At 57.2% G+C, this 18299-nt stretch carries 22 protein-coding genes, 1 tRNA gene and 2 pseudogenes; 6 read left to right on the top strand and 19 right to left on the bottom strand.

The window, feature by feature from the left end; genetic code table 11:
* The 4 genes from FG99_RS30920 to FG99_RS28405 form a co-directional block, all read right to left on the bottom strand.
* Positions 1 to 915, bottom strand: coding sequence for a LysR substrate-binding domain-containing protein (locus FG99_RS30920; RefSeq protein WP_051879336.1), 915 nt, complete (start codon positions 913 to 915; stop codon positions 1 to 3).
* Positions 916 to 1075: 160 nt separating this feature from the next.
* Positions 1076 to 2068, bottom strand: a complete 993-nt coding sequence (locus tag FG99_RS28415; protein WP_043273544.1) for a YagK/YfjJ domain-containing protein — start codon at positions 2066 to 2068, stop codon at positions 1076 to 1078.
* Positions 2069 to 2400: 332 nt separating this feature from the next.
* Positions 2401 to 2607, bottom strand: a complete 207-nt coding sequence (locus FG99_RS28410; protein WP_034076322.1) for a helix-turn-helix transcriptional regulator — start codon at positions 2605 to 2607, stop codon at positions 2401 to 2403.
* A gap of 54 nt (positions 2608 to 2661) precedes the next feature.
* Positions 2662 to 3903 carry a hypothetical protein gene (locus tag FG99_RS28405; RefSeq protein ID WP_172616480.1) on the bottom strand — a complete coding sequence of 414 codons (1242 nt, stop codon included), beginning with the start codon at positions 3901 to 3903 and terminating at the stop codon, positions 2662 to 2664.
* A 102-nt stretch (positions 3904 to 4005) separates the two neighbouring features.
* Here FG99_RS28405 and FG99_RS32335 point away from each other — a divergent pair, with 102 nt between their 5' ends.
* From FG99_RS32335 to FG99_RS28390, 3 genes are all read left to right on the top strand, one after another.
* A complete protein-coding gene (locus FG99_RS32335; protein WP_156060105.1) occupies positions 4006 to 4773 on the top strand; it encodes a hypothetical protein in 768 nt (255 codons plus the stop codon).
* Positions 4774 to 5359: 586 nt separating this feature from the next.
* A complete protein-coding gene (locus tag FG99_RS32660; RefSeq protein ID WP_023101144.1) occupies positions 5360 to 5539 on the top strand; it encodes a hypothetical protein in 180 nt (59 codons plus the stop codon).
* Positions 5540 to 6276: 737 nt separating this feature from the next.
* A tRNA-Met gene (locus FG99_RS28390) sits at positions 6277 to 6353 on the top strand.
* A gap of 152 nt (positions 6354 to 6505) precedes the next feature.
* On the opposite strand, the gene FG99_RS28385 is transcribed toward FG99_RS28390, so the two are convergent.
* The 6 genes and pseudogenes from FG99_RS28385 to FG99_RS28370 form a co-directional block, all read right to left on the bottom strand.
* Complete coding sequence (locus tag FG99_RS28385) at positions 6506 to 6811, bottom strand: HigA family addiction module antitoxin (RefSeq protein WP_043273543.1); 306 nt, start codon at positions 6809 to 6811, stop codon at positions 6506 to 6508.
* 12 nt (positions 6812 to 6823) lie between these two features.
* Positions 6824 to 7102: a type II toxin-antitoxin system RelE/ParE family toxin gene (locus tag FG99_RS28380; protein ID WP_043273541.1), complete on the bottom strand. Its 279-nt coding sequence runs from the start codon at positions 7100 to 7102 to the stop codon at positions 6824 to 6826.
* 15 nt (positions 7103 to 7117) lie between these two features.
* Positions 7118 to 7683, bottom strand: a pseudogene (locus FG99_RS31720) (tyrosine-type recombinase/integrase); the annotation flags it as partial.
* Complete coding sequence (locus tag FG99_RS32560) at positions 7640 to 7957, bottom strand: lysogeny maintenance protein PflM (RefSeq protein ID WP_168187673.1); 318 nt, start codon at positions 7955 to 7957, stop codon at positions 7640 to 7642. The pseudogene FG99_RS31720 and the gene FG99_RS32560, both read right to left, overlap by 44 nt.
* A gap of 22 nt (positions 7958 to 7979) precedes the next feature.
* Positions 7980 to 8111, bottom strand: a pseudogene (locus FG99_RS32555) (Arc family DNA-binding protein); the annotation flags it as partial.
* On the bottom strand, positions 8104 to 8376 hold the full coding sequence (locus FG99_RS28370) for a hypothetical protein (protein WP_043273539.1): 273 nt from the start codon (positions 8374 to 8376) through the stop codon (positions 8104 to 8106). The gene FG99_RS28370 and the pseudogene FG99_RS32555, both read right to left, overlap by 8 nt.
* A 95-nt stretch (positions 8377 to 8471) precedes the next feature.
* Between FG99_RS28370 and FG99_RS28365 the strand changes: the two genes are divergently transcribed.
* Both FG99_RS28365 and FG99_RS32330 read left to right on the top strand, forming a co-directional pair.
* The gene (locus FG99_RS28365; RefSeq protein WP_043273537.1) at positions 8472 to 8738 is read left to right on the top strand and encodes a hypothetical protein; all 267 of its coding nucleotides are present in this window, start codon (positions 8472 to 8474) and stop codon (positions 8736 to 8738) included.
* Between the two features lie 402 nt (positions 8739 to 9140).
* Positions 9141 to 11627, top strand: coding sequence for a hypothetical protein (locus FG99_RS32330; RefSeq protein ID WP_141766123.1), 2487 nt, complete (start codon positions 9141 to 9143; stop codon positions 11625 to 11627).
* Between the two features lie 629 nt (positions 11628 to 12256).
* On the opposite strand, the gene FG99_RS28360 is transcribed toward FG99_RS32330, so the two are convergent.
* The 4 genes from FG99_RS28360 to FG99_RS32325 form a co-directional block, all read right to left on the bottom strand.
* Entirely contained in the window at positions 12257 to 12508 is a 252-nt protein-coding gene (locus FG99_RS28360) for a HigA family addiction module antitoxin (protein ID WP_009617426.1), read from the bottom strand.
* A gap of 26 nt (positions 12509 to 12534) precedes the next feature.
* Positions 12535 to 12759 (bottom strand): type II toxin-antitoxin system Phd/YefM family antitoxin, encoded by a 225-nt coding sequence (locus tag FG99_RS28355; RefSeq protein WP_043273535.1) that lies wholly within the window; start codon positions 12757 to 12759, stop codon positions 12535 to 12537.
* An 87-nt stretch (positions 12760 to 12846) separates the two neighbouring features.
* Entirely contained in the window at positions 12847 to 13092 is a 246-nt protein-coding gene (locus FG99_RS28350; protein ID WP_043273534.1) for a FitA-like ribbon-helix-helix domain-containing protein, read from the bottom strand.
* A 48-nt stretch (positions 13093 to 13140) separates the two neighbouring features.
* On the bottom strand, positions 13141 to 13287 hold the full coding sequence (locus FG99_RS32325; RefSeq protein WP_156060104.1) for a hypothetical protein: 147 nt from the start codon (positions 13285 to 13287) through the stop codon (positions 13141 to 13143).
* Between the two features lie 339 nt (positions 13288 to 13626).
* On the opposite strand from FG99_RS32325, the gene FG99_RS28345 reads away from it, so the two are divergent.
* Positions 13627 to 13821, top strand: a complete 195-nt coding sequence (locus FG99_RS28345; protein WP_009617424.1) for a hypothetical protein — start codon at positions 13627 to 13629, stop codon at positions 13819 to 13821.
* 2 nt (positions 13822 to 13823) lie between these two features.
* Here FG99_RS28345 and FG99_RS28340 read toward each other — a convergent pair whose 3' ends face one another.
* From FG99_RS28340 to FG99_RS28320, 5 genes are all read right to left on the bottom strand, one after another.
* On the bottom strand, positions 13824 to 14819 hold the full coding sequence (locus FG99_RS28340) for an isocitrate/isopropylmalate dehydrogenase family protein (RefSeq protein WP_043273533.1): 996 nt from the start codon (positions 14817 to 14819) through the stop codon (positions 13824 to 13826).
* A gap of 87 nt (positions 14820 to 14906) precedes the next feature.
* Entirely contained in the window at positions 14907 to 15551 is a 645-nt protein-coding gene (gene can / locus FG99_RS28335) for a carbonate dehydratase (RefSeq protein WP_043273532.1), read from the bottom strand.
* Positions 15552 to 15617: 66 nt separating this feature from the next.
* Complete coding sequence (locus FG99_RS28330) at positions 15618 to 16862, bottom strand: C69 family dipeptidase (RefSeq protein ID WP_043273530.1); 1245 nt, start codon at positions 16860 to 16862, stop codon at positions 15618 to 15620.
* A 163-nt stretch (positions 16863 to 17025) separates the two neighbouring features.
* The gene (gene rimI, locus FG99_RS28325) at positions 17026 to 17478 is read right to left on the bottom strand and encodes a ribosomal protein S18-alanine N-acetyltransferase (RefSeq protein WP_009617416.1); all 453 of its coding nucleotides are present in this window, start codon (positions 17476 to 17478) and stop codon (positions 17026 to 17028) included.
* Positions 17475 to 18284, bottom strand: coding sequence for a hypothetical protein (locus tag FG99_RS28320; RefSeq protein ID WP_043273528.1), 810 nt, complete (start codon positions 18282 to 18284; stop codon positions 17475 to 17477). The genes rimI and FG99_RS28320 overlap by 4 nt, the downstream gene beginning before the upstream one ends.
* Between the last annotated feature and the right edge of the window lie 15 nt (positions 18285 to 18299).

The raw sequence follows: 18299 nt of genomic DNA, 5'->3' as shown, positions 1-18299 counted from the left end.
TTAACCATCAGGACTGGGCACCGGTGTCACCTGGGAACGAATCCAGTCGAAGGCATCCCTGAGCAGTTCAGCCTTTCCGTTGTCAGGACGGAATACGAAGTAGGCGCTGAGTGGCGTCGTCAGCGGTGGCAGCACTGCCACCAGGCGGGTGTCCGGCCAGAGTTTCGAAAACGGTGTCCCCGCCGGCAGGAAGCCCAGCGCGATCCCCAGACCCCGTTCCGCCGCATGCAGGGCAGCCAGGTCGGAATCCACCAGCAGGTCCCCTTTGCTCGGGACGGTGGAAACCTTGGCGAGACTCGCCAGAGACTCCCAGCCGAACTGCTCATGCCTGCGGCGGATCAACGTATGGTGCTCCAGGTCTTCCAGCCGGTTCACCGGATGCCGCGCCAGCAGAGAGGGGGCCGCGAGCAGCACTGCCTCGCATCCGCACAGCAGCCAGGACTCCAGTCCGGGCCATTGGCCGTGGCCGACACGGATGGCAGCATCGACCGGCTCCTTTTCGAAATCGACCAACTCCATGCTGGCTTCGAGCGAAAGGCTCACCCCCGGATGGCGGGCCTGAAAAACCTCGACGTGGGGAAGCAGGAACTCATGTGCAATGAGGGGCGTCATGCTCAACCGCAGCGTCGGCCTGTCGAAACGATGGGCGAATTCGGCGTGCCCCTGTCGATATGTCGCCAGCGTCTGCGAGGCCACCCGGGCAAACTGGTGGCCCGCGTCCGTGAGTTCCAGGCGCCGAGTCAGGCGCCGGAACAGTGGCAGCCCCAACTGATTTTCCAGCTGTTTGATCTGCTGGCTGATCGCCGAAGTCGTCAGGTGCAGTTCCTGGGCGGCCTTGCTGAAACTCAGAAGTCTGGCCGAGGCTTCGAATGCCGGAAGAAGTTGAAGCGGAGGCGGACGTCGCATCGATGTCATGGAGAGCTGCTTCAGTAGGTTCGACTATGGAATGAATGGATGCCTTGTTCCCGCGCATCGGAAACAAGGTCAGCCTACGTTGCCATCGGAACCGCAGGCAACCAGTCAAGACCATCAACGCTGGATTGAGACTGCTCTGGGTCGCAATCCATCACTACCGTTAACGGGCCCAACGAGATGGAGTCAGAGCGTGGTCAGCACGTTCCGACAAGCTGGTCAGGCGCCCCAAGCGAAGACACCTGGCTCCCACTGGCTTCACTCGCAAAGACTGTCCGTCCTCGATCAGGTAGTGGCAGGCGTTGATGACGTTCTGCTTACCTGTACCGTCGCGATGCTTGAACATCCCTACCCCGCACCGCTCCTTGTACCGTGCCTTGTCATGGTTGCAGCTGTGGAAGTACCCCCAGCCATCCGTGATCCTCTCCCACAGTTTGCCAATAGCTTTAGCCTTAACGATGTCCATGAGCACCTTCCGGCCATCGAAGAAGAAGGCCGCATGGATGTGGTAGCCCATGTCCTCGCCTTGTTCTACAGCGCAGATGTAGCCCGTCGCGTGCTGGAAGACCGGATCGTATTCCCGAGCCCGGATCAGCCTGTCTAGGTCCTCGAAGACGTCCTCTACCTTCAAGCGAGCACGTGCTGCTTCCCGGTAGTACAGATTCACCCTCACCACTACGGTACGAGAGCGGCTATCCATCACCCGCTCTACGTACTCGGTGACGGCTTGCCGATTACGCTTCTCCCGGCAAACACGGTCATGCTTCCCACGCTTGAACCACTTGGTCTGCACGTGCACCCGGATCCTCTCCACGAGCCAGTTGTAGGTCTGGGCCTCTGATAGGAGCCCTCCCTCGCTCTCGTCCATGCACGTCATCCCGAACATCCCGAACTCGATGCCGATGTCGTAGCACGCTTCCTTGAACGCAAGCAGGTGTTCACTCAGGGCATACGCCTCGTCATGCACCAGGTGATACATCTGCCGGACGTGATCGAAGTACCGAGAGAGCCTGGTTCTCTTGATGAGCTCATCCCCCTGTGCGTCGTAGCTGATCCTGAATGCAGGACCATCGTGACGGATCACTGCATTCACGAGTCGTTCGATCTGGATAGCGATGTCGGATTGGGAGAGGTGTTTGGCTGCTTGATTGGTCATGGTGTGTACCTGGTTGTTGGAAGACATACCAAGTACGGAGTGGGTATTTTTAAACTGGTGAGGTGGGTAGCTAGCTAGGTGTCTGGTATTTAGGTGGAGTGGGAGAGAGGATACATAGTTAGAGAGAGTTAGTAGCTATATCAATAAACCCCACGACCCTATTTTCAAAACACCAAGCGCCATCGAGCATCTAGACGAAGAACACCAAGCGTAGCCGGAAGAAATAACAGAACAGGACACTGGGAGTTATCTGAGAAATAGCACCAGCCTAAGCAGACGGCAGAGCTACCCGATGACCAGGGAGCCTTGGTCATCGGGTAGCTCTATCGGCATCAATGTTTACCTGCAACCTGGACTTTCTCATCACGCTCAGCGATCCGATCAAGGATCCACTCGTGCACTTCGCTCTCCAACCAGCGAACGCAACGCTCCCCCACAGATAAAGGAAGCGGGAACGTGCCGAGAGCGATGTATTTATAGATGGTCGAGCGAGCAAGACTGGTGAGGTCCATGACCTCTTTTAAACTGATGATCCTCATGGACATGGACGGTGCTCCTGTATTGGTCCAGAGGATGGGCAACATTCATAAAATTTAACTAGCTGTAGTCTCTTCCACAAAAGAGACCAAGCCATGCTTGGAAAGCTGCTCTTGAGAAAGCTCAGATTCTTTCGTCCAGATCTCGATGTGTCCCTTGGTGCTGCTTAAAGAAATTACACATTCAGGGCCATCTCCCCTGGGCTCTTGAGCAAAGACCAAGGTCATCGAATCATCCGTGTCTCTATTTTTGGCAGGGAACGCAAGCACCCTCCGCCCTACCAAGCTCGCAAAAGCGCTATCCCCCGCTATTCGATTCTTAACCCGCGAAGCCAAATGGAAAGCCCACCAGCACATGTCAGCAACCATGACCTCAAGTGAGGAATCATCTTTACCCGACGCGTGGAGGCTTTCAGTCATGATTTTCTCTAGGCCATCAATTTGGGGGAGACGGACAGAGTCGCCCAAGACGCTCCAGTGATTCGAAAGAAGCAGGCTTACGCCTTGATAGATCCTCCAGACAAGCATTTCATAAGTGCGGCCAAGGCCCTGAAACGCCCCTTGCACCCGCGAAAATCGCTCCGCAAAACCATGGCGGCTCTCCTCAGAGCGCATTGCCTCACCATAAAAAGCTACAACTGGGCTGCTGCAGTCCGCCGAAGCAAGCCCTGGATGGTTCAGGTTCAGGATATAGCTGCTGGTCACTTTCGTATCGGCATAGAGCGAGTCCGAGAGCCCCGCTATCTTTCGGCGAATGAAGCCAAGCTGCAGGAGTTCCTTCAGCCACCTGTCGACCTTCTCCTCCCCCTCCCCCAATAACTGTCGGAGTTGAGCGAGCCCGAGGCCATCTACCAGTCCCAGTTCATTGGCATGGGCGAATAGCGTTGCGAGTAATAGGCGGAGTTGCGGTCTCAGAAGCTCATTCGATGATGCCGGCGTCCGGTTGGCCTCATAATCACGATAGATCACACCACTGAAAAGGTGACGCAGAACGGGCCCATGATGGGATGCCGAAGTGCTGAGGTCGCCGAGTTTGCAGGCCAGCCCCTGGCTCACCTTCAGCCCGAGCGTGGGTCTTCCTGCAGTAGCAACCTTGCGGCAGTCAAAGCATTGATGTTCAATCAATGCCTCGCGGGCCCTGGATGCCACTCCAGGGGTCACCTCCAAGGATCGAGCCAATTCCTTCACAGACATTTCCTTCCATTGGGTAGCATCAAAACGATAGATGAACGCGATGAGGAAATACTTCGCCTCAGCCCCAACGCCAGCTATCGGTGCAGTCAGCAGCACCTCCCCCATGCCATACCCCCCTTTTTCGAGCTTTTACCCCCTATACCGCACTTGAACCCCAAAAATCCATAGCGTAACGTTACCGTAACGCAACAAAATTGGATGGAAGGCATGGCTAGAGAATCTGAATCATTCGCAGTATGGGTATCAAAAAAACTTCTAACGAATTCCGATATCGCCTGGGCACAAAACTACCTGCATGGAAAAGGGGAAATATCTCTCCATGGGCCTGTAGATTTAGATCGACTTCTTAAAGTAGGAGTACAACTAGAGAGAACCGACTCAGGAAGAAATTCCCTTAGTCAGTTAAAGGCAGCCTATAGGACAAGGAAAAGCAGGAGTGCGGAGGAAAGATCAAGTACAGGAAACATCAGCCCCGCAGAGCAAAACCTCTCTTCTCAAAACAGAAACCATAAGGCTCTAATAAAATTAGCCGCCGAAGTATTAAAATACGAAGAAGCGTTTAAAGCAAAACTAAAACACTCAGAGAACCAGATAAAAGAATTAAAAGAGAGGATATCTAAATCTAAAAAAATCACACAAAAATCCCTCAATAAATCAAAAAAAGCAGCAAAAACACTGAACAACTTTCGGAAAAGCCCCCTAAAAAACTCAGAAATAGAAAAAATCATACAGGACAATGAAGAGATCAAAGAACTACTTATAGACACATTAAACATTCTAGACCCACTCCCCCCTCAAAAGCGCACCATAAGAGAATCAGATATCAACAGATATAAAAAACGGCCAACCACAGAAACCACAGAAACCACAGAAACCACAGAAACCACAGAAATTCAAAATACCCCTCAAAAGAAAACACCAACAACAATTTTTGAACTAACAGAGAAGATAAACAAATTATTTACAGAAAACTAAAGAGAGAAAGACAACCCCACAACAGCCCCAAGCAGTACATCGAGCACACAAAAATCATGAGTCCACCAACACGCAAACCAGATCAACAACCCCCCTAAGCATCGTGATAAAAGAGAAACCCAGACGAAAACCAAACATCCATACTCAAACCAAATCAAACATATAAAAGCATTAAAACATACACCCACCGCCTATCCAGAAACAGTTCAACAGGGATATTTGACTAAACGATTTCCACAACGTACTACTTAGTACGCACTCCACTCGCCAGTGTAACAGGGTAATTTCCCGCTATCTAACTGGCTCTAGTGCTCATTGCCATACGGATCAACTGCCGCTCCTTGGCAATATGTCTGCACGGCCTTCCAGACTGGCGTATAGATAGCGTTACTGGTGGATCAATTGCAGATCGCAAAATCATGCCCCACAGTTGTGCGGCCATAGACTTTTGCCGGCGACCACAGCCATTGGACGTGATAGGCCTTCCTTTCACCATACTCTGTCATGCAGTACACATTGCCTGGGACCTCAGCAATCACGTGGATCCGGAGGTATCACTAATTGAAGCCTCCCATCTCAGGAATCGGTGCAAACCAACCCCGACAGCCCGGCCTACTACGCCACCGACGGCACCATCTACAAGGACGGGGAATTCGCGCTGTCCGGAGCGCTCACCGGGAACTGGAATGCCTTAATCTTCGCCACTCACAATAGCTCCAAGGAGTCCGACGAAGTGCCCCCAATTGGAGCGAGTGGAAGCAGTTGACGGTGGGGGCGGCGCCAACTGGCAGAGCCGTACCTATTACGAGGAGCGGGACCCCTGGGCCAGCGCCAGGAGCAGTCCGACTACCTGGTCGCCAACCTGATGGCCCATTACGACATCACTCCCCAGATATCAGCGCAGTTGAACGTCAACAACCTGCTCGACCAGGAGCACCGGACTGGGGTGAACTGGTACGGTCAGGGCATCTGGGGTGCCCCCAGGAGTCTATTGGCTACCTTGAACTACAGTTTTGAGCAGCAGTCAGCGACGAGGGCAGATAGCTTCCCGCAGCCCTCGTAGGCTCAGCAAAGCCCCTGATCGGCAACAACTGTGCGCTTGCACCACGCCCCCTATTACTGAACAGCGCCTTAACTTGGCCCTCTCCGTGCCGGGGGCGCTTGCTCCAACCCTCTCTCCCACTCCGACCGGTTCCAGGGTCGTCTCGATTAGAGCATGTAGAGCCCTTTAATCCGGGTACAAAACCGGGTACGAAAAATAAAAAAATCAACGAAGCACCTTAAACTACTGGCCTATAAAACCTTACTTCCAATCTAACGTCTAAGCCCCCGGCAGCGCCCCAGGGCGCCCGCCAGCAAGCCGAAAAGGCCCCCGCGCACCCCGCGGGGCCTTTTTCGTTCCCGCCCTACCGCTCGTCCCGCTAAACGCTTGAAAGAACAGAAAAATATCTAACCAAAGGGGGTTGACAGCCCCCCGAAAGATCCGGAAAATGCGCGCCACTCGGCTACATAGCTCAGTCGGTTAGAGCGCAGCATTCATAATGCTGATGTCCCAGGTTCAAGTCCCGGTGTAGCCACCATTATTTTCAAGGGGTTAGCGCAAGCTAGCCCCTTTTCTTTTGGGCCGGCAGACTACAAGCCGACTACATCCTGTCTACGCCCCTCCCCTGCACCAATCATCACGCACAAAAAAAGCCCCGCATCTGCGAGGCCCTTTCATCAGCAAGCATCTCTAGCCGTGAGCAGCCAAAGGCTCAACTTCGTGCTCGATCTGTTCGCCATTCGCCGCGTAAGCAGTCGCCAGGGCGTACTCACCTTGCAGGTTCATCCAGAACTCGGCGGACGTATCGAAGTAGCGGCCCAGCCGGATAGCCATATCCGCAGTGACGCCACGACGCTCGCGGACAATGTCATTCACGGTCGGAGCCGACACGTTCAAGGCACGAGCTAGTGCGGCCGGGGTCATCCCCAGCTCTTGTAGGTACTCTTCACGCAGGATCTCCCCTGGATGGATGGGGCGCATTCCGTTGGTTGTCATGGTCCACCTCCCTCAGTGGTAATCCACTATCTCGACTTGATCCGGGCCTGCCTCGGTCCACACGAAGCAGACACGCCATTGGTCGTTGATTCTGATGCTGTGCTGGCCCGACCGGTTGCCATGCAACGCTTCCAACCGGTTACCGGGTGGAGAGCGCAAGTCTCGTAGCTCGACGGCAGCGTGAAGCATCAACAGCTTGCGAGTAGCGACGGTAAGAATCGCGCTCCAGCGCCTGGAAGAGCCCGTCTCGAACAACTGGCGGGTGCCTTCGCATCGGAAGCCCAGGATCAATTTTAATCCTTAACGTTAAGCATTAACGCAGTCAGAGAATACCATAGGTCCAGTCGAGGTCAACTGGTAGCCCGATTGAGTAAGTGGCGAGTAACGCACAGCGGATTCCAGATGCTCCGGCGACAGGTGCGCATAACGCATAGTCACGGTGATCGAGGAGTATCCGAGAATTCTCTGCAACGTGAGTATGTCCCCTCCCCCCATCATGTAATGACTCGCGAAGGTGTGCCGTAGGATGTGGGTCACCTGACCAGGTGTATGGAAGCCGCAACGCTGGTAGGCACATCGAAAAGCAGCACGGCAGGACATGAACAAGCGGCCAGAGCCTGGCATACCTCGGCCGAGGATCAGTCTTTCCAGTTCTGCGGGGATAGGCACCGCCCTACTCTGCCGGTTCTTGGTTCGGTGGTAGTGAACCTTGCCGCCTTGTACGGCCCCCCCCGGGAAAGGCTTTCGGCTTCATCCCAACGGGCGCCTGTGGCGAGACACAGCAGTGCGACCGGGTAGGTATGTGTATTGGTGCTGGCTTGGCACTCCTCAAGGAGCCTTGTCACTTGATCCAGGGTGAGAAAGGTCAGCTCCGAAGGGCTCGAGGATCGGCACGAAGGGCGTCGGCTTGCCGCTGTCGTAGACAACGTGCCAATACGGTGTCGGTTGGCGGCGTGGGTCGTGTTTCGCGCAGAAAGAACGGGGGCGGCAGAGCCACCGGCCATTTTCCTTGTAGGGGCGCCCAGGGGGCCGGCAGTCGGGACACGGCGACGGGCTGGACGATTGGGGTCCCATCCTTGCGACAAAGCACACAGAGCAGTCGCAGTCGGCGGGGTGTGGCAGGTGCCGATATTGATTGGCGAGCATCTACAAGCACCTCCCAGTCGAAACTCTCTTGAAGGCGTAGAACGAGTTCAGCGTTGAGGGAGCGGCGAGAGGTCTTGGCGGCAACCTTCGCTCTACTCAGCAGCCCAGGCGGCAGGCGGAGCTTGAACTGGGGGAAGGTGCGGGCGTTATTCATCGTCGTAGTCCCCTTGGCAGAAGATCGACTTGCCCCGCTCCAGGTCGCGGCGGATGCGTTGGAGGTTAATGACGCGGCGGCGGCCGATTTTCACCGTAGGAACGGTCTTGGTCTCTACCCAGCCCCGCACCACGTCCTCGGTGATTTCTTCCATGCCGAGCATCTGAGCGAATACGACCTGGGAGCAGAACGGCGCCGTGCGGAAATCGGCGACCTTCTCAGCCGCTCCAGTGACAGTGAACCCCACTATTCCAGACTCTTCCATGGTTTTGCCCTATAATAAAAATCACACCTACTGAGTAACATTTACTAAGTAAGTCAACCATACATCTAGATTGCTACTAAGTAGAATATTTGGGCATGATAAAAGACCGCCTTATAACCTTGTTCAACAAGGAGCGGACAAGCGTCTGGTTCGAGAAGGAAACCGGTATTGATCGTTACCGGTGGGGAAACGTGCGCAACGGCAAAGCACGTATTACGGATGCCGAGATCGAGGCTGTGATAGCCCTTTTCCCTCAGTACGCCCTTTGGCTGGTGACGGGAGAAGTCGCGCCCGATAGCGGCCAGACCAGTCCTGAATACGATGAGGCTCATCGAAACTTGGCCGGACAAGACGCGGGATAGCGATTACACAGGAAGTAGCTAGGCGCTGGTACGCCCGAACGAGATAAGGCAAGGAGTAGCAAATGGGGCTATACGACAGGGAATGGTTCAGGAGCGCTCGTAGCGAACAGGACGAGCAACCGGCATCTGCCCAGAATGGTCGCCAAGAACCAAAAATCACGACAAAACAACGAGAGCCCTGGATCAAAAAAATGCCTGTACCTCCCGAATACGCGGTATGGGCAGCGCGGTATGAATTAGCAATTCGCAGGCGCACGCGAAAAACGTTCCTTTTAGGCCTTTTTACCGGCGCCGCCCTATCTTTGGGAACCCTGTGGTTTTCAGGAATACTTTCCGTATAAATAATCCGAAGGACACAAAGATGCGAAAGTTAAATACACTCCATGCAAGGGCTTGCGCTGAATGTTCGATGAATTATTCCTAGCCATTTCCCGTGGCTCTTCTTATCTATTAGAAAAAGCAACTAAGACTGCATACACCGACTGGACCAGTATCCTGACAGATATAATTGCAGTATCGGCAGCTTTAGGCGCATTAGCACTCCCAATATCTCTGAACGTAATCGAAGCAACTCGAAACAGATATCGAAGCCCTTCCCTATTGATGATCTACCATCGAATATCTGAAGTAGACCCTCAAAAACTTAACAGATCACTATTCTCGTTCCTTTCCTTTGCAATTCTTTTCAAATTAATATTTCTTTCAAATTACATAGAAACACAATACTTAATCCCACCTCTACTGGCAGCAACTCTGCTATTTACAGGCACCATATCCGATCTATTCCGCCATCTACACTTCACTTACAAATTGATGTCGGACATTTCAGAAATCAAAAGCGAACTGATAGATGCAATATGCCTTGGAACAAACTCACCGTCTATTGTCATAGACAAAAAATCTGAACTCAAGCATCCGATAAAATTAACTAGAAATTTTTTTTACATCAGAAAAATCAAGCGACTGTCAAAATCCCCCGAATCGCTCATACCCACAGTTCTAGAAATTGAAGCCTATGAACTAGTAAGTGATCACAGCAAAATACAAATAGACCAGAGAATTCAGAGCCTCGCATATGAACACCTAAAAAGACTTCCCGCCGAGGAATCAAAATTATTCCTAACGCAACTTCTGAATTCAACGCCAAGACTTTTGGCAGAGATTGAAAATACTCGAGAACTAGACGTTTATCAAGAAGCAGCAGGACTATATCTATATATCCTCCCTCGCGCGCTCTTTAAGTGCGAAAAGTTTTCGCAGCACTTCTTCGAAGCGGAAAGAATAGCGCGATATCGAGAGAAGGCATTACCTCCCTATGGGCGGTTCTTTAGAAACGGTCGAATATTCTTAAACTGCTTCCTCGACAAGGGAAGTATTTTCGTTTACCGCGCCCTATTCGCACACTTCAAGTCGCTTGCATGGAATGCTGTCTATACTATGCCAGACGATTTTCCATCCCTCATCGAGCATGCCAATCAAATGGTATCTTGGTCGTTTCGCGATCAAGGCCAAGGCTGGAACTTACCACAAGCAGTTCCCGAACTATGGAGCTACCCCAAAATAAGGGAACTTGCCAGCGATGTCGACAATAATTACTCCGGAATTATTACTTACGAGAAACTCAAAGAGAATTTTGACACCATATACGTTCCAGAAATGAATGTATATTTGGCAGAGAACTGCCACCCTAGCGAATTATTAGAAAAACAGCAAAAACTAGAATCCACTCTAATATCCCTTTGGAACGAGGTGGGACTTAAAGAGATTTCTAACGGCATGGAGATTGAGACCTTGAATATGCTGGGAGTTATCCTGGCAACTTCTCCAGAAATCTTTATTGATTGTCGAGAGTTAAAGAATCCCGCAGGAGCGGGCGCTATTAACGTAGGTGGATCACCAGTCCCCTCTTCCATCGAATCTTGCGTAAAGGCTCTAGTTCATGAAAAAAATTTCGCCGAACGATTCCATAGCAACGATACTCTAGAGTTCAAAATTGTAGATGCCATTGGTGCGTTAATCATCTACGAGCTATGGCGAACAAGAATATTCGAAGCTCCAGGGCGCGCTCGCGAAACAACAACACAGCCAATACCAATTCCTAATGCAAAGATTAGAGAACTTAAAGCGGCATCAAAACGAGCAGTCACTCTAGAAAACTCCTTCAATAAAACACTATCAAACAAAGCCTTTACTGACAGAATAGGATTACTGAAAGACCAGGTCGAAGAGCTAAAGGCCATATGCAAAGATTTTTCAGTAGAGCTTAAAAACTCACTTGAAGTTTCGGTAGAACGAGCCATTACAAAACAACCCCTATCAAAAAATGAGCTAGATAGATTTCTGTCTGAATTTTTTAAAGACATTGAGACTCATAAACAAGAAGTACCACTATTAGCCTACATCCGCCTCGCAGACCCTAAGCCCTACTCGATTACTGTCCCATATCCACGCGAGGCGTTTTTAGAAAACACAGACATCCATTATGTATTTAATGGATTAGGTAGAACACTAACAAACTACCATGACTGGATGTGCGCCCAAATATTATTCAGAACATCGAGCTCCATTGAAACCTCTTCCCCAGCCCCGTTCGGCGAATTAATCTTAATATCAAAAAACGGTAAAAGCGAGCTAGAAAACATGGGATTCAGTTTTCATGGAGACTCCTTGCACTGGCCACAGAATAGATACAAATCAAAATATCACTTTATAAATATAGACCAAAACAAATACTTCCAACTATCTCGCCAAGACCACCCTGTAAACGTAGCTATAAAATATAAAAACACCCCAATCACAATTGAAATGACCGAAGAAAACGGCAAAGTTATACACAAGATAAGCTATTATATAGCTCTACACCAAAGCTATCTCGAACGTATAGTTTGACTTCATTAAAATTCATGACAATAGGTGACTACATCATAGCGCTAGCGCGAAACAGTGAGGTTGAACCAGCTAACAGCCGCTCTGAAAGCCCGGAAATAAGTGGTTTTGAGGCCGAGCGATGGTCACGCCATGCGATTCATAATGCTGATGTCCCAGGTTCAAGTCCCGGTGTAGCCACCATTATTTTCAAGGGGTTAGCGAAAGCTAACCCCTTTTCTTTTTGGGCGGCGATTACAAAGCGTCAGCAACCTGGCCCTCCCTCTCGCGCCCCTCAAGCCCCCGCATCCCTCTGTTCATTTAAGTAAGCGATACGTTGGTTCAGCGAAGGTGCCTAATCCTGGCTCTGCTCCTCTCCCCCCTCTCCCGGAGGGAGAGGGGGGCCGTTGGAGCTGCCGGAAACTCCAGAGTCATCCTGAACACGTAGTACCATCTGGACGGCTGGCGTGGCCGGCAAGTCCAATCGCGGACGAAGTCCGCTCCTACGCCCATGCTTCCCTGAACCGTAGGAGCGGACTCTGTCCGCGATTCGGTGGATAACGCCATCGGCGTTATGCGTCCTACGGATTTCCCGAGAGCCTTAGGTGCTGGGAGTTCGGAGTCATCCTGATACTTTCATCGAGCCAGCAGTTCTAACCGTGAGTCGCTAGCTCGTACTGGCTCTGCAGGTTCATCCAGAACCCGGCTGAGGTGTCGAAGTAGCGGCCCAGCCGAATAGCCATATCCGCAGTGACGCCACGGCGCTCGCGGACAATGTCTTTAACAGTCGGGACCGACACATTCAAGGCGCGAGCCAGAGCGGCCGGAGTTATCCCCAGCGCCTGCTGGAACTCTTCACGCAGGATTTCCCCAGGATGAATGGGGCGCATTCCGTTGGTTGTCATGGTCCAGCTCCCTCAGTGGCAATCCACTATCTCTGCTCCATTTGAGCCAAGGAACGCGCCAGGCGGGCGGCATTAGCTGGGGACTTCAGCAGATGAACAGTTTCCATCAGGCTGTTGAAGCTATCGAGCGAAAGCAGCACGGCATTCGGCGCGTCTCGACGAGAAATCACGATGAAATCCTCGCCATCGACAACATCTTCGATGAGCTTCTTCAGGTTGTTGCGGGCATAGGAGAAGTTGACTACACGCATAACGGCACCTCCTGGGTATTTCTCGTACAGGCCGAGCGCTGAAAACCTCGAAGTTCAGCTCCGAAAGCGGGCCGGTATCGAACAGGATCATTCTCCGAAGACCACCGCTCGAGCCTTGCTCCTGCGAACTGGAAGCTCGATGTCAGCTCCACCTACAGATGCGAAGTGGGCACGAATCCGGCTCCCCAAGCCTTCCCGCTTTTCATCCTTGGAGAGTGCACGCACCAGGATCTCCCTGGCCTCCTCTTCCATAGAGCGACCATGACTGTCGGCGCGCGCACGGAGCCGGATCTCCAGGTCGTCGTCCAGGTTTCTGATGGTGATGCTGGCCATGGCTGCCTCCAGTGCGATCATTCAAATACCGGTGTCCACTGACGGAACTCACAGCTCATCCAGCGAAATCTCCCTGGAAGGCTCATCGCGACGTTCCTCCACTAGCTGGCGTAGCTCCATGTCCTCGTCATCGGCCGCTTCAGGGGCGTCGACGGCCTCAGGCACCTGGCTGGACAGCATGGAGAAAGGATGCATGGTGGACTCCAAGTGTTCCGGGGCAATAGCGCATCCCATGATGATCGAAGAGTGCCCCGGAATTCGCCGCAACGGCGGTATGCTCCCTCCCCCTCTCCTGTAATGACAGGCGAAGGCATGCCGTAGGACGCAGCCCCGCCCATCGGCTCCCACTCCAGATACCCGAATTGTTTCACCCCGGGAAAAACTCCTTCGCGCATTCGTTAGCTAGCTAATGTTATCCCCGGGCGCTACCTTTGCCTTCGCAGGTTCTTCCATTTCCTGCCCTCCCATAGCCATTGCCCGCCCCCGCTCCGAGCGGGCGATGGCTTCTTTTTTCCCGCTTTTCAGGGCGTTTGTATGCGTTATCTCGTCCGCACGCTGATCGTGGTCTGTCTTTCCCTCCTGCTCGGGCTGGCGGCCCAGGAATGGACGTTGTTCGTCCAGGGGTTGCCCATGGGCGGAGGCTTGCGCGCGATGCTGACGGTGCTGCCCTTGTTGGCCGTGGGCAGCGGCTGCGCGGCCTGGCTGGCCGACCATCCCGAGCTAGGCTAGCCCTAGAGCCGCTGCAGAATGCCCTCGCCCACCACGCGAGTGGTTTCCAGGCCGTGGTCGAGGTGGCCTTCTTCGCGCAGGAAGCTTTCCACCGCGCGCTCGATGCGTGTAGCGCCAGTTTCGTCGTGCCAGTGGAAGCGCAACAGCATGGCCGCGCTGAGGATGGCAGCCAGGGGGTTGGCGCGACCACTGCCGGCGATATCGGGGGCGCTGCCGTGGACCGGCTCGGCCAGGGCCAGTCGCTCGCCCAGGTTGAGCGAGGGCGCCAGGGCCAGGCCGCCACCCCAGTGGCTGGCGAGGTCGGAGAGGATGTCGCCGAACAGGTTGCTGGTGACGATCAGGTCGAAGGCTTCCGGGCGCTCCACCAGTTGCAGGGCCGCCACGTCCACCAGGCGCTCGTCGAGCACGTCGCCCCAGCCTTCGGTAGCCAGCAGGTCGCGGCAGGTGTCGCGGAACAGACCGCAGGTCAGCGGCAGGACGTTGGCCTTGTGCACCAGGGTGATGCGCCGCGCCTGGCGTTGCCGGGCGATGCTTGATGCGGCCTGGGCCAGGCGCGCGCAGGCGGCGCGGCTGATCACCCGTTCGGCGATGGCCACGCCATCGGCCTCCCAGTGCTCGCGGCCGCTGTACAGCCCTTCGCTGTTCTCGCGCAGGATCAATAGGTCGACGCCGGCGTGGGGCGATACCGCCGGCCAGGTGCGCACCGGGCGCAGGTTGAGGTACAGGCCCAGTTCCTGGCGCAGGCGCAGGATGGCGCTGCGGTAGCCTTCTACCTTGTGGCTGGGCGAGGACACCGCGCCGAACAGCCCGGCTCCGCATTCCCGCAGCGCTTCCAGGGTGGCTTCGGGCACCGAGGTGCCGTGGCGCTGGAAGCACTCCCAACCCGCCTCCGCTTCGCGCAGGCGCAGGTCGGGTAGCAGTTTCTGCAGTACGGCCACGGCCGGCGGCACGACCTCACGGCCGATGCCGTCGCCGGGGATCACGCAGAGTTCGCGCATGCTCGCCTCTTCGTCAGTGGCCTTGCCCTATCTTCGGTCTGCCCGGCGCGCCCGGCGAGGCGGGCCGGACGACCGGCACGGGGCGGCTCAGGCCTCGCCCATGGGGCGCAGGCGATACTGCGGCGGCAGTTGGTCGAGGCCGCTGACGGTGACGTTGAGGTTCTTCCAGCGGCCGTCCTTGATGCCGTAGATGCAGCCGTGCACCGACAGCGGCTGGCCGCGGTGCCAGGCGTTCTGCACGATGGTGGTGTGGCTGACGTTGGCCACCTGCTGGATGACGTTCAGCTCGCACAGGCGGTCGACGCGCTCTTCCTCGCTGGCGAACTGGGACAGGTGGTCGCGGTACTCGTAGGCGAGGTCGCGGATGGTCCGCAGCCAGCCGTCGATCAGGCCGAACTGCTGGTCCTGCAGCGAGGCGCGCACGCCGCCACAGCCGTAGTGGCCGGTGACCAGGATGTGTTTCACCTTGAGCACGTCCACCGCGTACTGGATCACCGACAGGCAGTTGAGGTCGGTGTGCAGCACCACGTTGGCGACGTTGCGGTGGACGAACAGGTCGCCGGGCAGCATGCCGACGATCTCGTTGGCCGGCACCCGTGCATCGGAGCAGCCGATCCACAGGTATTCCGGTGCCTGCTGGCGGGCCAGCTTGGCGAAGAAGTCAGGGTCCTCGCGATTGATTGCTTCGGCCCAGCGGGCGTTGTTCTCGAACAGTTGTTCCAGGTCGCTCATGGTGGCTCCTCCTCTGCGGCTGGCGCACCTTACGTAACGCCGACGGCCTTTGACAAGCACTATGGCTCAAGGCGTGGCGTGCTGCCGCCACCAGCGCGGCAGGCGCGGCTCCAGTTGCCCGGCGAGTTGCTGCCAGGCGGCGTGCCAGGCCTCGGCTTCGGCGGCCAGGTGCGCCCAGTCGGGGTTGCGGCGGTCCAGCGCGGCGAGTTGCTCAGCCTCCAGCCAGGCGTGCCCGGCGCGCAGGGCGGCGGCGAATTCGGCATCCACCAGGGCGCGGCGATGCACCGCTTCGAAACGGCACCAAAGGGACTGCTCCAGCGGCTCGTCGGCCTTGCTGAGCAGGCTGGCGCCGGCGGCCGCCTCGAAGCCCAACGGCTGGAACAGCGACAGGCACGGCGCCGAGGTGCCGGTGGCGGCCAGGCGCGGGCCGTCCGGGCCCAGGCGGGCGATGAGGCTGGCGGTGGTCTGCGAGGGGCGCCAGAAGCTGCCGGCGTGCATGCACACCTGGCGGTTGTCGTGGCGGGTGAAGTTGTGGTCGCGCCGGCCGTGGTTGCGCAGGGCGACCACCAGGGCCTCCCAGCCGGGCTGGCGCGGGCAACTGGCGAGGAACTCCTGGTTCATCCGCCGGCGCTGGTGCGCCCCGGCCACCCAGGGCAGCAGGCGACCGTCGAAGGCGCGGGCGAAGTGGAAGTCGCCGCGGCCGTTCCAGCAGCCCAGGCGCCGGGCGTGGGCCGGCAGATCGTGGCTGCACAGGTCGTATTCGTGGCCGATGCTCAGGGCGTTGGAGATGGCGCAGCGCTCCACCCGCCGCGCCGCCCACAGGCGGCCGGCGGTTTCCAGCACCCAGGCCTCGCCGGCATCGGCGATGACGAAGCTGTTGTCGTAGCGCAGGCGCTTGTTGCGAAAGCCCGCCGGCCCGCCCTGGCCGTGGCGTTCCAGCAGGCCGGTGATCACTTCCAGGGCTTCGCGCGCGCTGGCGCCGCGCTCCAGGCCCAGGCGCACCAGATCCATGCCCAGCAGCGCCTCGCCGGTCTGGTCCACCAGGCGAGTGAAGACCGCTTCGTTGCCGACGGCCACGCCGTGCTCGTTCACGCCCATTTCCGCGCCCCACAGCCAAGCGGGCTGGCTGAGGATGACGGCATGGCGGTCGGCGACCTGGGGAATCTCCAGGTAGGTGGCGCGCATCTGCCTGGCCGTATCGCCACGCACCGCGGGCAGGCGCAGCAGGCGCTGGGGTTCGGAGGGTTCGCGGTCGCTATTCTTGGCGAACCAGGTGCAGCCGTCGGCGCGCAGGACGAGGGTGTCACACATGGGCGCCCTCCTGCCGCGCGCCGGCGGCATGTGAGGCGGGAAGCGGATGACGACGGGCAGGCGCCGCCGCTGCAGCGGTTGGCTTCATGTCGCGACCTTGTTCTTGTTATTGATCGCCCAGCCTACGCCTGTGCGCGGCGGCCGGATATGGCCTGGATGACGGTCAGTCGAGCAGGGTGCAGGCCATCACCAGGGCGTCCTCGCGCCCGCCCACCGCCGGGTAGTAGCCGCGCCGGCGGCCGATCTCGTTGAAGCCGAAGCGCTCGTACAGGCGGTAGGCGCTCTGGTTGGTCTCGCGCACCTCCAGGAAGCACTCCCGCGCGCCCAGCTCGCCGGCCCGCGCCATCAGGTGTTCGAGCAGGCGCAGGCCGAGGCCGCGGCCCTGGCTTTCCGGCTTCACCGTGATGTTCAGCAGGTGCGCCTCGTCGAGGATGATCTGGATGACGCCATGGCCGACCTGCTGGGTGCCTTCGAACATCAGCCAGCAGTCGTAGCTCTTCAGGCCGTCGGTGAAGATGCCGCGGGTCCAGGGGTGGCTGAAGGCGGCGTATTCGATCTTGAGCACGGCGTCGAGATCCGCCTCGGTCATCGGGCGGAAGGAAATGGCGTCGGTCATTCTGCGTCCTGGTCCAGCCAGCGCTGGCGCACCCGGCGCATGGCGCGCCACAGCTCGCCCTTGAGGGCGGGTTCGTCGCTCAGCCGCTCCAGGCCGGGGATGGCCCAGGCCACGCCCAGTTCCTCGATCTGCAGTTCGCGCAGCATCGCCTCGTCGTCCGCCTCGCCGGCGAAGCGCACGGCGGGCCGGCCGACCAGCCACAGGCAGCGGCACGGGCCGCTGTCTTCCAGGCGCGCGGCGACGAAGCCCTGGACGAACTCGCGGGCCGCCTGCGGGCCCTGGTCCATGTTGCCGCCGGAGAGCAGCGGCCAGCGCACCGGTTCGCCGAGCAGTTGCGGGCTGTCCGGCAGGCCGGCGGCGCGCAGCAGGTCCTTGAGCAGCAGGTAGGCCGGGTCGCGGCTGGCCAGGGGCTCGCCAGTAGGCAGTTCGACCAGCAGCGCACAGGCGCCGGCGCGCAGCAACTGCAGGCTGAAGCGCGGCGGCGGCTCGACCGGCGCGCGCGGTGCAGGCGCCTCAGCTTCGGCGGGCGCCTCGGCGGCCACCGGCGTGCGAGCCTGGGCGGCGGGGCGCGGCACCACCACCGGGATCGAGGGCCGGGCCTCGGGCGTCGGCGTCGGTTTCTCCGGCGCGGCGACCGGCGTGCGGGCGGTTTCGGGCGCAGCGTTCGGCACCGGGGCCTGGACGGGCTCCGGCGCTTCCAGCAGCTGCGGGCGCGAAGGCGCGGCGAAAGGCAGCACCACGCGGGGCAGCCAGGAGGCGACCTGCATGGCGCCGAGATAGGCGCGGCGGCGGGCTTCTTCGATCAAGAGTCCTGTACCTGT

Source organism: Pseudomonas sp. AAC (genome assembly GCF_000725445.1).
Classification (GTDB): domain Bacteria; phylum Pseudomonadota; class Gammaproteobacteria; order Pseudomonadales; family Pseudomonadaceae; genus Pseudomonas; species Pseudomonas citronellolis.
The sequence above is the reverse complement of the archived record's forward strand: the minus strand, read 5'-3'. Positions and strand labels throughout refer to the sequence as shown.

Excerpts from the sequence above, each read along its gene's own strand:
- FG99_RS30920 (WP_051879336.1), bottom strand. The coding sequence starts at position 915 with ATGACATCGATGCGACGTCCGCCTCCGCTTCAACTTCTTCCGGCATTC.
- FG99_RS28415 (WP_043273544.1), bottom strand. The coding sequence starts at position 2,068 with ATGACCAATCAAGCAGCCAAACACCTCTCCCAATCCGACATCGCTATC.
- FG99_RS28410 (WP_034076322.1), bottom strand. The coding sequence starts at position 2,607 with ATGAGGATCATCAGTTTAAAAGAGGTCATGGACCTCACCAGTCTTGCT.
- FG99_RS28405 (WP_172616480.1), bottom strand. The coding sequence starts at position 3,903 with ATGGGGGAGGTGCTGCTGACTGCACCGATAGCTGGCGTTGGGGCTGAG.
- FG99_RS32335 (WP_156060105.1), top strand. The coding sequence starts at position 4,006 with ATGGCTAGAGAATCTGAATCATTCGCAGTATGGGTATCAAAAAAACTT.
- FG99_RS28385 (WP_043273543.1), bottom strand. The coding sequence starts at position 6,811 with ATGACAACCAACGGAATGCGCCCCATCCATCCAGGGGAGATCCTGCGT.
- FG99_RS32560 (WP_168187673.1), bottom strand. The coding sequence starts at position 7,957 with ATGCTCGCCAATCAATATCGGCACCTGCCACACCCCGCCGACTGCGAC.
- FG99_RS28370 (WP_043273539.1), bottom strand. The coding sequence starts at position 8,376 with ATGGAAGAGTCTGGAATAGTGGGGTTCACTGTCACTGGAGCGGCTGAG.
- FG99_RS28365 (WP_043273537.1), top strand. The coding sequence starts at position 8,472 with ATGATAAAAGACCGCCTTATAACCTTGTTCAACAAGGAGCGGACAAGC.
- FG99_RS32330 (WP_141766123.1), top strand. The coding sequence starts at position 9,141 with ATGTTCGATGAATTATTCCTAGCCATTTCCCGTGGCTCTTCTTATCTA.
- FG99_RS28360 (WP_009617426.1), bottom strand. The coding sequence starts at position 12,508 with ATGACAACCAACGGAATGCGCCCCATTCATCCTGGGGAAATCCTGCGT.
- FG99_RS28355 (WP_043273535.1), bottom strand. The coding sequence starts at position 12,759 with ATGCGTGTAGTCAACTTCTCCTATGCCCGCAACAACCTGAAGAAGCTC.
- FG99_RS28350 (WP_043273534.1), bottom strand. The coding sequence starts at position 13,092 with ATGGCCAGCATCACCATCAGAAACCTGGACGACGACCTGGAGATCCGG.
- FG99_RS32325 (WP_156060104.1), bottom strand. The coding sequence starts at position 13,287 with ATGCATCCTTTCTCCATGCTGTCCAGCCAGGTGCCTGAGGCCGTCGAC.
- FG99_RS28345 (WP_009617424.1), top strand. The coding sequence starts at position 13,627 with ATGCGTTATCTCGTCCGCACGCTGATCGTGGTCTGTCTTTCCCTCCTG.
- FG99_RS28340 (WP_043273533.1), bottom strand. The coding sequence starts at position 14,819 with ATGCGCGAACTCTGCGTGATCCCCGGCGACGGCATCGGCCGTGAGGTC.
- can (WP_043273532.1), bottom strand. The coding sequence starts at position 15,551 with ATGAGCGACCTGGAACAACTGTTCGAGAACAACGCCCGCTGGGCCGAA.
- FG99_RS28330 (WP_043273530.1), bottom strand. The coding sequence starts at position 16,862 with ATGTGTGACACCCTCGTCCTGCGCGCCGACGGCTGCACCTGGTTCGCC.
- rimI (WP_009617416.1), bottom strand. The coding sequence starts at position 17,478 with ATGACCGACGCCATTTCCTTCCGCCCGATGACCGAGGCGGATCTCGAC.